Source organism: Nocardia sp. NPDC055002 (assembly GCF_053608825.1).
Genome location: NZ_JBSGWE010000004.1, coordinates 286,680 through 300,579 on the forward strand (window position 1 = coordinate 286,680; position 13,900 = coordinate 300,579).

Genomic DNA, 13,900 nt, shown 5'->3' on the forward strand with positions numbered 1-13,900 from the left:
TGGTTTAAACGTAGTACTACAGATGGAGTGGTGTCAAGTGCGAACTAATCCCGAACGTCGGCAAGCCCTGCTCGACGCGGCCATCGAGGTCCTCGCCGACGAGGGCGCCCGCGGCCTCACCTTCCGCGCGGTGGACAAACAGGCGGCCGTCCCCGCGGGCACGGCGTCGAACTACTTCGCCAATCGCGACGAGCTGCTCACCCAGGCCGGCGTCCGCTTCTACGAGGTGGTGCAGCCGAGCGAGGAGACGATGGCCCTGGTCAGCGACGGCCCGAAGGACCTCGAGAACATCACCACGCTGATGAAGGAGGTGGTCGGGCGCATCGAATCGCATCGCAAGGCCTATCTCGCGCTGCTCGAACTACGACTCGAGGCAACCCGGCGTCCCGAACTGCGCACGGTGCTCACCGAACGCGTCCGGGCCGACATCGATTTCAACGTCCGCAACCATCTGGCGTCCGGCATGCCCGGCGACGCGGAGTCGGTACTACTGCTCTATCTGGCGCTCAACTGGCTCATCGTCGAACACCTCACACTGCCCGGAATCTTCACCGAGGAGCAGAGCATGGCACTCATCGAAACGGCCGTCGAGCGTGTGATAAGCAGTTGACCCGGTCATTTGTCCAGACCATAGACGTGTTGACGATCACTGGTACCACTGTGCACAATCGGGCGCGAAAGCTGCGGGGGTTCGGAGGATAGACACAGATGCGCTCGAAGATCGACATCCGATTCACCGTTGACGCCGAGATCGACCAAGTGATGGACGCACTACTGGCCGTTGACCTGATGTCGGAGTGGTCGACCTCGCTCAGTGATGTCCGGGTCGGGCCGCGCGATGCCGACGGCAGGCCGCGCCGAGTTTTCGCCACCGCCCACTTCATGGGTAACTCCGACGCCCAGGTGCTCGAATACTCCTGGGAGCAGTACCGGTCCGAGTGGCGGGTCGTCGACAGCAGTCGCGGGTCCAAGGGCGGCGGCTGGATCGAACTGGTCGACACCCCGGAGGGCACCGAGGTCGACTACCACGTAGAACTCTCCCTTCCGCTGCCCATTCCGGGCATCCTGTTCAACCGAAGCCTGCGCAAACTGCACGACGAGACGGTCGCGAACTTCATCGACTTCGCCGAGCGGTATCCAGAGGTCGGGGGCTTCGCGGTCGGCTAGTTGCGCCGTCCGCGAAACAATCGGCGCCGCGCGCGAATCGTGGCCGGGGGTGCGACGATTGTCGCCATGATCGGAAATCGACGGCCCCGGTTCCGTCCGGTCACCGCTGACAGCTCGGTGACCCAGCTCGAATTGTTCTTCGACCTGGTGATCGTCTTCGCCTTCACGATGGTCACCGACCTGGCCGCCGACAACACAACGGCCGCGAACATGTTGCGGGCCACACTGGTCCTCGCCCTGATGTGGTGGCTGTGGATCGCCTACTCGTGGCTGGGCAATGTGGTGCGCGCCGACGAGGGCATCGCCCGCGTCGGCATGTTCGTCGCGATGGGCGGTGCGTTCATCGCCGCACTCACGATCCCCGAGGCGTTCGAGGATCTGGACGGCGGCTGGTTCGGCCCGCTGGTCTTCGCCGTCGCCTACCTGGTGGTGCGGCTGGTGCACGTCGGCATCTTCTGGGCGATCAGCGCCGAGGACTCCCAGCTGCGCGGGCAATTGCTGCGCTGGGCGCTTGGCTCGATCACCATCGGCACCACGCTGCTGGTGATCGCGGCGATGACCACGGGCCTCACCCAGATCCTGCTGTGGATCGCCGCCATCGTCGGCGACATGGCGTGGACCGCCATCGCCGGCACGGACTGGCGGATCAATTCGGCCAAGCACTTCGCCGAACGCTACGGCCTGATCGTCATCGTGGCGCTCGGCGAATCGATCGTCTCGATCGGCATCGGGGTGGCCGGACTCCCGATCTCCTGGCCGATCGCGCTCGGCTCGATGCTCGGGCTCGCGGTGTCGGGTCTGCTGTGGTGGCTCTACTTCGATGTGGCCGCGATCTCGATCGAGCACAGCTTCGCCCACGCCAGGGGCGCGCACCAGATCAAGATCGCGCAGAACAGCTACACCTACGGGCATTTCCCGATGATCGTGGGCGTCATCGCCCTCTCGCTCGGGCTGAAGAAGGTGCTGTACTACGTCGGCGACTCCTCGCACCACACGCTCACCGACCCGCTCTACGGCATCCCGCTCGGCGCGCTCTACGCCGGACCGGCGCTGTTCATCCTCGGCGTCGTCGCGGCGAAATACTTTGCCACCAAATCGGTGTCGATCGCGCGCGTGATCACCGCGGCCCTACTGTTCGCGCTGATCCCGATCGCCGCGCACCTGCCCGCGCTCGCCTCGCTCGCCGTGCTGTGCGCGCTGCTGGCCGCGCTGGTGATCTTCGAGACCCTGCGCTTCGCCCAGCCGCGCGACCAGATCAGGCACGCTTGATCTGGCCGAGGTGGTGGCGCACGCCGTGCTCGGCGGGCGTCGCCCCTCGGTGCGAGGGCGGGACCCGCACCCCGGCGCGCACGGCGTCGTTGATCTGGTCGAGGTTCTCCCGCAGCATGTCCGCGACCAGTTCGTCGGTGCGCGGGTCGTCGAGCAGCTGGCGCAGCATCCGGTAGACCGTGTCGGCGACGAGCCGGATGATGTCGTCGTGGAACGGGACGTAACGCAGTTTGCCGGTCTGCGGGTCGTTCTTGATCAGGTCCATGATCAGCTGGTCGACCTCGGCGTGGTTCTCCTCCAGCGCGGCGGCGATGTTCTGGGTGTAATGGCCCGCGCGCAGGACCTTGGAGACCTCGTCGAGGATCGCGATCGTCATCGGGCGCTTGATCACGTCGACGATCGTGCCGACGAACCGGTTGACGATCGTCGCGGTGACCCGCTCCCCCAGCGCCCGATCGGCCACCCGGCCGAGCCGGATCAAGATCACCACGATGCGCAGCAGCCGGAACCCGCGGAACAGCGGGCTGGTCACCGGGATCATGCCGAGGACTTCGTACCAGTAGATGAACGGGAACGACCACGGCCAGCCCGCCCGCCGCCAGCGCCAGACGAACTCGACGAGGAAGATCGCGCAGATCGACGTGTCGACGATGACGATCGCGTGATAGGTCGGGCCGCTGACGTCGAAGAAGGTGATCCACACGACCAGCACCACCGAGATGATCGCGAGGATCAGCATGAGGATGTCGGTACGCAAGGTCGGCGTTTTCGAGCGCACGTCCGGCAGGGCCTCGACCCGTTCGATCCCCGGTGAAGCCACTGTTGCTCCTGAATATCTGGCGGTCGGCGCCGCGTAGGTCGGCCTTGACATCGCTGCCCACGCTAATTGGTCGACCGACGCCGCGAGGGGAGTTGCCGACGCCGGTCGGTGGCGTGTTCAGCCGCGCAGGACGGCCTCGATGTTGCGTTCCGCCAGTGCGGTGATGGTCAGGGACGGGTTGACCGTCGCGGTGCTGCCGGGAATCGCGGCACCGTCCATCACGTAGAGGCCGGGGTGTCCGTGGACGCGGCCGAAGGCGTCGGTGGCCTTGCCCAGGACCGCGCCGCCGAGCGGGTGCGCGGTGAACTGGGCGTTGGCGTCGTAGCCCAGCGCGCCGTACTCGGCGACCGCGCCCGCGCGCTCGGCGATCCGGTGGTCGATCGCACGAGCGGCCCCGGCGACCGCGTCCTGCGTGCCCGCCGACCAGTTCACGCCGACGCCGCCCGACGCCGCGTGATAGCCGAAACGGGCACGGGTCGGGTCGAGGACCATGCCGAGCGAGGCCAGCGCGCCGGTCTCGAACGGGATGCCGGGGATGTACCAGTTCTCCAGGGTGAGCGGCACGCTGGATTCGTCGTAGATCCGGCTGGCGCTCGGCACACCTTGGCCCTGGCCCGCGATAGCGCTCGCGCCGCGGGCCAGCACCACGTCACCGTTGGTGCCGAAGCCGTCGCCGATGTGCTCGTTGAGGTTGGGCAGCGTGCCGGTGGCCTGGGCGCGGACCAGCAGCTCCGAAGTACCGATGGAGCCCGCGCCGAGGAACAGCTTGTCGCAGGTCAGGTTGCGGGTGCTCAGCACCTGACCGGTCGGGGCCAGCTTCGATACGGCGACGACGAACCTGCCGCTCGCCTCCTGGGCGATGGCGTCGACGCGGTGGCCGGGGAACACCTGGGACTTGCCGGTCTCGCGGGCGTAGCGCAGGTAGTTCTGGTTGAGGTCGAACTTGGCGCCGTTGGAGTTGCCGAGGTTCGAGCGGGCCGAGGTGGCGGACGCGCGGGAGGTGCCCGCGAGCTCGCTGCGCAGCACGTCCCAGGTGAAGATCGAGTCGTTGGGCAGCGGCTGGTATCCGGCCGCGCGCACCTGGTCGTCCCAGGCGCGCGAGTGCGCGAACGGCGCGGAGTTGTAGATGTCGGCCGGCATCGTGTCGAGCCGCAGCATCTGGCGCACCCGCGGGTAGTAGACGCTCTCCAGCTCGCCGTAATCGACGACGCCACCGAAGACCTGGTCGAACAGTCTGCGTTGCGGAGCAACCATCGCCCCGCTGAAGATCACCGAGCCGCCACCGACCGCGGCGGCGCGCCACACGTCGATCCCGGAATATTCGGTCACATCCAGCACGCCGCCGAACGCGCTGAAACTCATCGGCACCTTGGTGACGCCGGTGAAGCTGGTGCGATGCCAGAACCCGCGACCGTCGGGCAGGTCGTCGCCGGTGAAGATCTCGCGCCACGGGTCGTTGGGCCAGTGCGAACCGCGCTCGAGCACGGTGTTGGCGATCCCGGCCTCGGCCAGGCGCAGCGCGGTCACGGCGGCGCCGAAGCCGGATCCGATGACGATGGCCTGCGTGTGCGCGGGCGCGTCCGGGATCGGCGCGAAGATCTCCGGCACCCAGGACTGGAACATCGCCTGGCGCGGATCCGCCGAAGCGGGCGCGCTCGCCAGCGTCGTTCCCACGGCACCGGCAACAGCCGCCAGTCCCGCCGCCTTGAAAAAGGCACGTCTGTGCACCAGGCCACCTCCCTCATCACGCATGGCCGACGCGAAGAATACCCCGCAACATGGAGGATCGCCCGATGGCGACCACATTTGTCACAAGTCACGACGAGCGCGTGAGGCTACCGGGACCTCAGCTGGTGAGCAGGCGGACCACCGCGATGGTGCCGACCACCACGATCACCCCTCTGAGCACATTCGGCGACAACTTCCGCCCGACCTTCGCGCCGAGCTGCCCGCCGATGATCGAGCCGATCGCGATCAACGCGACCACCTGCCAGTCCACCTCGGCGATCGCGATGAAGATCACCGCCGACACCCCGTTGACGATCAGGGCGAGCACGTTCTTCACGCCGTTGAGTCGCTGGATGTCCTCGTGCACGAACACCCCGAGCAGACCGATCAGCAGCACGCCCTGGGCGGCCCCGAAGTAGCCGCCGTAGATGCCGGTGGCGAAGACCGCGACCAGCAGAATGGGCCCGCCGTGTTCCGGCGTCGCCGACGCGCCGTCCGCCCGGCGCCGCTTCACCCACGCGGCCAGTCGCGGCTGCACGACGACGAGGATCAGCGCGACGATGATGAGGACGGGGACGATCGCCTTGAACGCCGCCGCGGGCATCGTCAGCAGCAGGATCGCGCCGGTGATGCCGCCGAGTAGCGACGCGGTGCCCAGCTGCAGCAGTCGGGACCGCTGTCCTTCCAGTTCCCGCCGATAGCCGATGACCCCGCTCACCGAGCCGGGGACGAGCCCGATCGTGTTCGACACATTCGCTGTCACCGGCGGCAACCCGAACGCGAGCAGCGTGGGAAAGGTGATCAGCGTGCCCGATCCGACGATCGTATTGATGCCACCCGCCGCGATACCCGCGGCGAAGATGGCCACCTGTTGTAACCAAGTCATTCGAATTCCTTTGGTACGTCTCGTCGGACGCGAAGGTCCGTACAAGCGTGCGTTATGGGGGAAACCGTACTGGTCAACTGGTGAGCGAAATCGGTGAGGTCGATTCTCCAGGCCGCTTACAAGCAGGGGTGGGCACGCGGTAAGCTCGGAGGATCATGCTGCAGCGGGCTCTTCTTCTCGGCCGCCGCGACGGGTCCTGATACGGACCGGCTCCCGTCGCGGGGTTCCAACGCGCCGGTCGACCCGCTCCCATTCACGGGAATCCATCACACCCACGGAGAAACTTGCATGTCCTCGGCTGACGCATTCGTATCCGCTTCGCGCACCATTTCGGCCCCCGGCAAACCCGCACCGGCCGACCAGCCCGCCTGGAACACCCAGAAGAACTCCTCGATGCCCTCGTTCCGGTATCGCCCCTTCGCCGAAGAGGTCGAACCGATCACGGTGCCCGACCGCACCTGGCCGGACAAGATCATCGATCGCGCCCCCGCGTGGTGCGCCGTCGACCTGCGCGACGGCAACCAGGCCCTGATCGACCCGATGAGCCCGGCCCGCAAGCGCCGCATGTTCGACCTGCTGGTCCGGATGGGCTACAAGGAGATCGAGGTCGGTTTCCCGGCCGCGAGCCAGACCGACTTCGATTTCGTCCGCGAGATCATCGAAGACGGCGCGGTCCCCGCCGATGTCACCATCCAGGTCCTGACCCAGTGCCGCCCCGAGCTGATCGAGCGCACCTTCCAGGCCTGCGCGGGCGCACCGAACGTGATCGTGCACTTCTACAACTCCACCTCGATCCTGCAGCGCCGCGTGGTCTTCCGCGCCGAGCGCGACGCGGTGAAGAAGATCGCCACCGACGCCGCGTCGCTGTGCCTGGAGATCGAGAAGCGCTACCCCGACACCGAGTGGCGCTACGAGTACAGCCCGGAGTCCTACACCGGCACCGAGCTCGACTACGCCCGCGAGGTCTGCGACGCGGTCTCGGCCATCATCGCCCCGACCCCGGCCAAGCCGCTGATCATCAACCTGCCCGCGACCGTCGAGATGGCCACGCCGAACGTGTACGCCGACTCGATCGAGTGGATGCACCGCAACCTGGCCCGCCGCGATTCGATCGTGCTGTCGCTGCACCCGCACAACGACCGTGGCACCGCCGTCGCGGCCGCCGAGCTGGGCTACCAGGCCGGCGCCGACCGCATCGAGGGCTGCCTGTTCGGCAACGGTGAGCGCACCGGCAACGTCTGCCTTGTCACCCTGGGCATGAACATGTTCTCGCGCGGCATCGACCCGCAGATCAACTTCTCCGATATCGACGAGGTCCGTCGCACGGTGGAGTACTGCAACCAGCTGGCCGTGGCCGAGCGTCACCCCTACGGCGGCGATCTGGTCTACACCGCCTTCTCCGGCAGCCACCAGGACGCGATCAACAAGGGCCTGGACGCGATGAAGGCCGCCGCCGACGCACAGGGCGCCGATGTGGCCGACATCGTCTGGGAGGTCCCGTACCTGCCGATCGACCCCAAGGACGTCGGCCGTACCTACGAGGCCGTCATCCGGGTGAACTCGCAGTCGGGCAAGGGCGGGGTCGCCTACATCATGAAGACCGATCACGGTCTGGTGCTGCCGCGCCGGCTGCAGATCGAGTTCTCGCAGGCGATCCAGGCGATCACCGACGGTGAGGGCGGCGAGGTGACGCCCAAGGAGATGTGGGACGTCTTCGCCACCGAGTACCTGAACCCGATCCTGCCGCTCGAGCGGATCAAGCAGAAGGTCACCGCGGCCGAGACCGACGGCGGTGTCGACTCGATCGTGGTGACTGTGAAGGTCGACGGCGTCGAGCAGGAGATCAGCGGTTCCGGCAACGGCCCGCTGGCGGCGTTCGTCGACGCGATCGCGACCGTCGGTTTCGAGGTCCGCGTCCTCGACTACAGCGAGCACGCCATGTCCGCGGGCGACGACGCCCAGGCCGCGGCCTACGTCGAGGTAGCCATCGGCGACAAGGTCGTCTGGGGCGTCGGCATCGCCACCTCGATCACCACCGCCTCGCTGCGAGCGGTCGTCTCGGCCGTGAACCGCGCGGCGCAGTAGCTTGCTCTATGGCGGCCGGGACCTGAGGTCCCGGCCGCTTCTGTGCCTGTGGATAGATTCCCGGGCCTGTGGACAACTTCGGTTCGCCCGGTCGGCCTCGTCCCGGATATACCGGTTGAGCTGGGAGCATTCGAATTCGCTCTGGGACATGGGAGCTACTGCCCCCGACGCGCGAAAATTGCCTCCGTGTTAGCGTTTTAGGGCATATTCAGCGCCGAGCTTTCCTGCTCGTTCAGCGAGCAAGTGGGGGAACTGTGACCAACAACGACCATAATCCGACCTCGCCGCCGTGGCTGCAGAGTCCGTCGGCTGACGCGTCCGAAGCTGCGTCCGGTCCCTCCGGTGTGCAGACCGCGACCGAGGACGACATCGAGCCCGCCGACACCGCGGCCGAGCCGACCGGTGACGCCGTCGAGCCGTCGACCGGTGAGCAGCCCGTCGCGGAGCCCGGCCCGGCCGGCCTCGCCGACCAGACCGTGTACCAGCCCGCCGGTTTCGCGCCGCCGGGCCAGTTCGCGCAGGGCGCTCCGTACTCGGTGCCGGATCCGTACCAGAACAATGGCGGGCAGCCGCCGATGAACGGCCCCGAGCAGCAGCCGTGGCCGGGTCAGCCGGGCGAGCAGCCGTGGCTTCCTGGTCAGCCGGGCGCTGAACAGCCTTACCCCGGTCCGCACGCGACGGGCGAGCAGCCGCAACCCGGCGTGCCGCCGCAGTACCCCGGCGCCGAGGGTCAGCCGTACCCCGGTCCCGAACAGCAGCAACAGTTCCCCGCCCAGGAGCAGGGCCCGCAGTCCGAGCCCATCTACAGCTGGGCGCCTCCGCCGCCGCCGATGTACCAGCAGCCGATGCAGGGTGGGATGCCGCCCGGTCAGCAGCCGGAACAGCTGGGGCAGTTCCCCGGCCAGCATCCCGATCAGGGACAGTTCCCCGGTCAGCAGGGGCAGTTCCCCGGTCAGCTCGGCCAGCCGGGTCCCCCGCCGGGTCAGCAGTGGGGCGGCGGACCGGCCCCCCAGCAACAGCAGCCGTTCCAGCCGCAGCACATGCAGGCACCGGGCCAGCCCGGCCATTCGGTGAACGACCTGAACCTGCTCAAGCGCGCGCGGAAGTCGCCGCGCAGCGGGTGGCGCAAGGCTGTGCACAAGGTGTCCGGCGGTGTGATCAACCCGGGTGAGTCGGCGGCGGACGTCGTCTACCGCGATCTCGGCGAACGGGTCAACCAGCCCGTGCGCGGCGACTACCGGATCGCGATCCTCTCGCTCAAGGGCGGTGTCGGCAAGACCACCACCACGGTCGGTCTCGGCTCCACCTTCGCGTCCCAGCGTGGTGACCGCGTCATCGCCATCGATGCCAACCCCGACCTCGGCACGCTCGCCCACCGGGTACCGCGCCAGACCCGTTCGACGGTGCGCAATCTGCTCGAAGACCAGCAGATCACCCGCTACTCGGATGTTCGCGCACACACCTCGCAGGCCCCGAGCCGACTGGAAGTGCTTGCCTCCGAACAGGATCCGGCCGTGTCGGAGGCCTTCAGCGAGGCCGACTACCGCAAGGCCATCGGCATCCTGCAGTCGTTCTACAACATCATTCTCACCGACTGCGGCACCGGCCTGATGCACTCGGCGATGTCGGGCGTGCTGGACATGGCGAGCTCGCTGGTGCTGGTCACCTCCCCCGCGATCGACGGTGCGCGCAGCGCGTCGGCGACGCTGGACTGGCTCGATCACCACGGCTACTCCAAGCTGGTCGAACGCACCGTCGTCGTCGTGAACGCTTCGCGCCGTGGCGCTTCCACGGTCGACCTGGATCAGCTGCGCAAGCTGTTCCTCGACCGCACCCGTGCCGTGCAGATCGTCCCGTTCGACGATCACCTGGCCGAGGGCGCCGAGATCGACCTCGAGCTGGTCAGCAAGCCGACCAGGCGGGCCCTGCTCGAACTGGCCGCGATGGTCGCCGACGACTTCAGCTACCACGGTCAGCAGCAACACCAGCAGCAGCAGCCGTATCAGCCGGGCCAGCCCTACCCGGGTCAGCAGTACCAGCCGGGTCAGTTCTGAGATAGAACCGTCAGCGCGCGATCACCTCGCGCGCCGCGGCCTCGAACGCGTCGAGCACCGTCGCGATGGCGGGGCTGCGGTGCGCCTGTGGGCGGGTGATGATCTCGTAGACCCGGGCCGCGCGGACCCCGGCCAGCGGTAGCACCGACAGGTCGGGGTGGGCGACGGCGTAGCGCGGCATCAGCGCGACACCGTAGCCGGAGGCCACGAGCGTTTCGATCACCCGGAACTCGTTGAGCCGCTGCGCGATCCGTGGCCGCACCCCGGTGACGGTGGCGATGGACTCGAGCACGTCGTCGACCGGGAACCCGCCGCGCACGCTTACCCAGGTCTCCTCGGCGAGTTCTTCCGGGCGCACCGACGAACGCCCGGCCAGCGGATGATCCGGTGCGACAACGACATCGATCGGCTCGCGCATCAGCACCCGCGCCGACAATCTCGGCCCGGCCAGCGACGGCGCGCGTTCGTCGCGATGGGTGAGCACGATGTCGTAGTCGGCCAGCAGTTTCGACGCCTCACTCGGCGGGAGGTCCTCGTCGCCCGCGACCAGTTCGACCCCGCTGGTGGCCAGCGTGGCGAGCACGGGTGGCAGCAGCAGTGCCGCGCCGGACGGGAACGACGCCACCCGCACCTGTCCCCGCGGTGAGCCCCGGTAGTGGGCCATCTCGGCGGTGGCCCGGTCCATCGCGGCGAGCACGTCGTCGGCCCGCAGCACCAGCGCCTGGCCCGCGTCGGTGAGCCGCACCCGGCGTCCGTCCGGTTCGAGCAGCGCGACCCCGGCCTCTCTGGCCAGCACCTTCAACTGCTGCGAGACCGCCGACGGGGTCATCGACAGCACCTCGGCGACGGCGGCGACCGTGCCGCGGTCGGCCAGCTCGCGCAGAATGCGCAGTCGCTCTATCGAGAACATGAAGTAAAACTACGTTATCCCTCCATATTTATTCGATTGTGCTGATCTTTAGCGGCCCGCACGATAAGGGCGTGACCTCCCGTGATCGCCTGCTCGGACTGACCGTCGTTGTGCTCTGGGGCCTGAACTTCCTGGCCATCCGCATCGGCCTCGACCACTTCCCGCCCTTTTTCTTCGTCGCGCTGCGCTTCGCCGTCATCGCGATCCCCGTGCTGATCTTCATTCCGCGTCCGGCCGTGCGCACCCGCTGGCTGCTGCTCTACGGCACCGGCTTCGGCATTCTGCAATTCGCGTTCCTGTTCACGGCGATGCGCACCGGCATGCCGACCGGCCTTGCCTCGCTGGTCCTGCAGTCCTCGGCACCGTTCACGGTGCTGCTGGGCGCGGTGCTGCTGCGCGAACGCTTGCGGCCGGTGCAGGTCGCCGGACTCGCGGTCGCCATGTTCGGCATGGTCATCATCGGCGCCGACCGCATGGCCAACGCCACCCTGCTGCCGGTTCTGCTGACGTTGGCGGGTGGCCTCGGCTGGGCGTTCGGCAATATCGGCGCCCGTCAGGCCGGTGCCGACTCCCCCGGCTACAACCCCTTGCACCTGACGCTGTGGATGTCGGTGGTTCCCGTCGTGCCGATGCTGGCGCTGTCGATGGCTGTCGAGGGGCCTGGCACCGGTTTCCGCGCGGTCGGCGCCGCGTTCTCCGCCGACGGCCTGCCCGCGCTGGGCGCCGTCGCCTATATCGCCGTCCTGGCGACCGTGTGCGGTTCGGGCCTGTGGACCTATCTGATGAGCCGCTATCCGGCAGGCACCGTGGCGCCGTTGTCGCTGCTGGTCCCGGTCGTCGGCATCGCCGCGGCCTGGGTGGTCCTCGACGAACAGCCGTCGGTGGCCGCGCTGATCGGCGGGGCGATCGTGATCGCGGGCGCCTTCGCGGCAACCACCGGCCGGGGCCTCCCGAAGGCACCGTCGCCCGCCCCCAGCCCCGAATTGACCCGAGCCTGAATCCGAATTCAGCCCATGACCGCTCGAGCTCTGGCTAGCATGTGACCGGTCGCCCGATGTGTTTCCGTGCGACCGGTCGGTTTTGAGCTCGCGAACGACGCACAGGTCGATACAGCCAGGTCTTCGCCGCGCTCTAGAGTGGTAGCAAATCCCAGGCAATACTCGAGCAAGGCAGCTGAACAGCGTATGGCGGAACAGCGGTGGCCCGTTTCGCGAAGGAACCTTCTTCGTGGCACGGTCGCAGCGGGGGTGATATCGGCGGGGGCCGTAGCGGGAGCGCCGGGATTCGCCGCGCCACCGGGGCGCCGGGTCGCGGTACTGGGCGGCGGTGTCGCCGGGCTCACGGCCGCGCACGAATTGGCCGAGCGCGGATTCGAGGTGACCGTCTACGAGGCACGCGCGCTGGGCGGCAAGGCGCGCAGCGTGGGGGTGCCGGGTACCGGCCGCGACGGCAGACCCGATCTGCCCGGCGAGCACGGGTTCCGTTTCTTCCCCGGCTTCTATCAGAACCTGCCCGACACGATGCGCCGGATTCCGTATCCGGGCAATCCCGACGGCGTGTGGAACAACCTCATCGCCGTGCCGGAGGCCAGGTTCTCCCGCCGCGACGGCGACGACATCACGCTCGCGCTGCCCGACAGCATCACCGCCGCGCAGGCGACGCCGGATTCGATCCGCGAAACCCTGGCCGCCACCATCACCACGACCGCCAAGATGTCGGCGGCCGAAGGCCTGTACTTCGCCAATCGGCTGATGGTGTTCAACACCAGCTGCGATGCCCGCCGCTTCGGCCAGTGGGAGCACACCTCCTGGTACGACTTCGTGCACGGGCACGAACGTTCGCACGAGTTCCGCGCGATCGTGTCCCGGTCGCTGACATCCATCATGGTCGCCGCCAAGGAGAACCTGGCCAGCACTCGCACCATCGGCAGCATGGGCGAACAGTTCCTCGGCAACCCGCTCGGCCTCGGCAACGACGGCGGCCTCGACCGCGTGCTCAACAACACGACCAACGCGGCCTGGATCGATCCGTGGGTGCGGCACCTGCGTGAGCTGGGCGTGCGGATCGAACTCGGCGCACGGGTCAGCGAACTCGAGGTGCGCGACCGGCGAATCCGGGCGGCCCGGATCACCGGCGCCACGGGCGCGCGCACCGTCGACGCCGACTATTTCGTGGTGGCGCTGCCGGTGGAACACGCGAGAAAACTGTGGTCGTCGCAGGTGCTCGCCGTGGCGCCCGAACTCGCCGCGACGGAGCGGCTCTTCGTCGATTGGATGAACGGAATACAGATCTATTTCCGTGCGCCCCTGCATATTTCGCGCGGACACACGGCCTATGTCGATTCGCCGTGGTCACTCACCTCGATCAGCCAGAATCAGCTGTGGACCGATAAACTGCCGTCCTTCGGCGACGGCACGGTGGCCGATTGCCTTTCGATCGATATCTCCGACTGGAATTCGCCGGGAATGCTCTACGGCAAACCCGCTACCGCGTGCACCCACGAGGAGATCTTCCGCGAAGTCTGGGCACAGTTGAGCAGCCATCTCAACGATCGTGAACAATTACTCCGGCCCGCCGACGTGCATTCCTGGTTTCTCGATCCGGGAATCACCTGGCAGGGCAGTCACAACGCGAATGCCGACCCGTTGCTCATCAATACCGCCGGCTCGTGGGATGCCCGCCCCGAGGCGCACGGGTCGATCGAGAATCTCTTCCTCGCCGGTGACTACGTGCGCACCGATGTGGACCTGGCGACCATGGAGGGCGCCAACGAGTCGGCCCGTGCCGCGGTGAACGCGCTGCTCGATGTGGCGGGCTCGTCGGCGCCGCGCTGCCGTGGTTTCCGGCTGCGCCGCACCCCCGAACTCGAGCCGCTGCGCATCATCGATGCCGACCGCTACGCCAAGGGGATGCCCAACCTTTTCGACGAGCCGACCTGACCCGGACAAGCTCACACCGCTCCCGCACGCGCGCCCGGACCG

At 67.8% G+C, this 13,900-nt stretch carries 11 protein-coding genes; 7 read left to right on the plus strand and 4 right to left on the minus strand.

All coding sequences use genetic code 11. The annotated features are described in order from the left end of the window. The first annotated feature begins 37 nt into the window (after window positions 1–37). From ACWF99_RS18165 to ACWF99_RS18175, 3 genes are all read left to right on the plus strand, one after another. Window positions 38–610 carry a TetR/AcrR family transcriptional regulator gene (locus ACWF99_RS18165; RefSeq protein ID WP_378660975.1) on the plus strand — a complete coding sequence of 191 codons (573 nt, stop codon included), beginning with the start codon at window positions 38–40 and terminating at the stop codon, window positions 608–610. A gap of 98 nt (window positions 611–708) precedes the next feature. Continuing rightward, window positions 709–1,167 (plus strand): SRPBCC family protein, encoded by a 459-nt coding sequence (locus ACWF99_RS18170; RefSeq protein WP_378638666.1) that lies wholly within the window; start codon window positions 709–711, stop codon window positions 1,165–1,167. A 66-nt stretch (window positions 1,168–1,233) separates the two neighbouring features. Continuing rightward, window positions 1,234–2,436, plus strand: a complete 1,203-nt coding sequence (locus tag ACWF99_RS18175; RefSeq protein WP_452536913.1) for a low temperature requirement protein A — start codon at window positions 1,234–1,236, stop codon at window positions 2,434–2,436. On the opposite strand, the gene ACWF99_RS18180 is transcribed toward ACWF99_RS18175, so the two are convergent. The 3 genes from ACWF99_RS18180 to ACWF99_RS18190 all read right to left on the minus strand — a co-directional run bounded on the left by ACWF99_RS18180 (window position 2,423) and on the right by ACWF99_RS18190 (window position 5,870). After that, window positions 2,423–3,256, minus strand: coding sequence for an ion transporter (locus ACWF99_RS18180; protein ID WP_378638661.1), 834 nt, complete (start codon window positions 3,254–3,256; stop codon window positions 2,423–2,425). The genes ACWF99_RS18175 and ACWF99_RS18180 overlap by 14 nt on opposite strands. 117 nt (window positions 3,257–3,373) lie before the next feature. After that, on the minus strand, window positions 3,374–4,984 hold the full coding sequence (locus tag ACWF99_RS18185; protein WP_378638658.1) for a GMC oxidoreductase: 1,611 nt from the start codon (window positions 4,982–4,984) through the stop codon (window positions 3,374–3,376). A gap of 118 nt (window positions 4,985–5,102) precedes the next feature. Beyond that, on the minus strand, window positions 5,103–5,870 hold the full coding sequence (locus tag ACWF99_RS18190; RefSeq protein ID WP_378638656.1) for a sulfite exporter TauE/SafE family protein: 768 nt from the start codon (window positions 5,868–5,870) through the stop codon (window positions 5,103–5,105). A 288-nt stretch (window positions 5,871–6,158) separates the two neighbouring features. On the opposite strand from ACWF99_RS18190, the gene leuA reads away from it, so the two are divergent. Both leuA and ACWF99_RS18200 read left to right on the plus strand, forming a co-directional pair. Further along, entirely contained in the window at window positions 6,159–7,955 is a 1,797-nt protein-coding gene (gene leuA, locus ACWF99_RS18195; protein ID WP_378660967.1) for a 2-isopropylmalate synthase, read from the plus strand. A gap of 254 nt (window positions 7,956–8,209) precedes the next feature. Continuing rightward, window positions 8,210–10,009 (plus strand): nucleotide-binding protein, encoded by a 1,800-nt coding sequence (locus ACWF99_RS18200; RefSeq protein ID WP_452536917.1) that lies wholly within the window; start codon window positions 8,210–8,212, stop codon window positions 10,007–10,009. 10 nt (window positions 10,010–10,019) lie between these two features. Here ACWF99_RS18200 and ACWF99_RS18205 read toward each other — a convergent pair whose 3' ends face one another. Beyond that, entirely contained in the window at window positions 10,020–10,919 is a 900-nt protein-coding gene (locus tag ACWF99_RS18205; protein ID WP_452536919.1) for a LysR family transcriptional regulator, read from the minus strand. Between the two features lie 71 nt (window positions 10,920–10,990). Between ACWF99_RS18205 and ACWF99_RS18210 the strand changes: the two genes are divergently transcribed. Continuing rightward, the gene (locus ACWF99_RS18210; RefSeq protein ID WP_452536921.1) at window positions 10,991–11,917 is read left to right on the plus strand and encodes an EamA family transporter; all 927 of its coding nucleotides are present in this window, start codon (window positions 10,991–10,993) and stop codon (window positions 11,915–11,917) included. 186 nt (window positions 11,918–12,103) lie between these two features. Further along, entirely contained in the window at window positions 12,104–13,858 is a 1,755-nt protein-coding gene (locus tag ACWF99_RS18215; protein WP_452537159.1) for a hydroxysqualene dehydroxylase, read from the plus strand. Window positions 13,859–13,900: the final 42 nt, after the last annotated feature.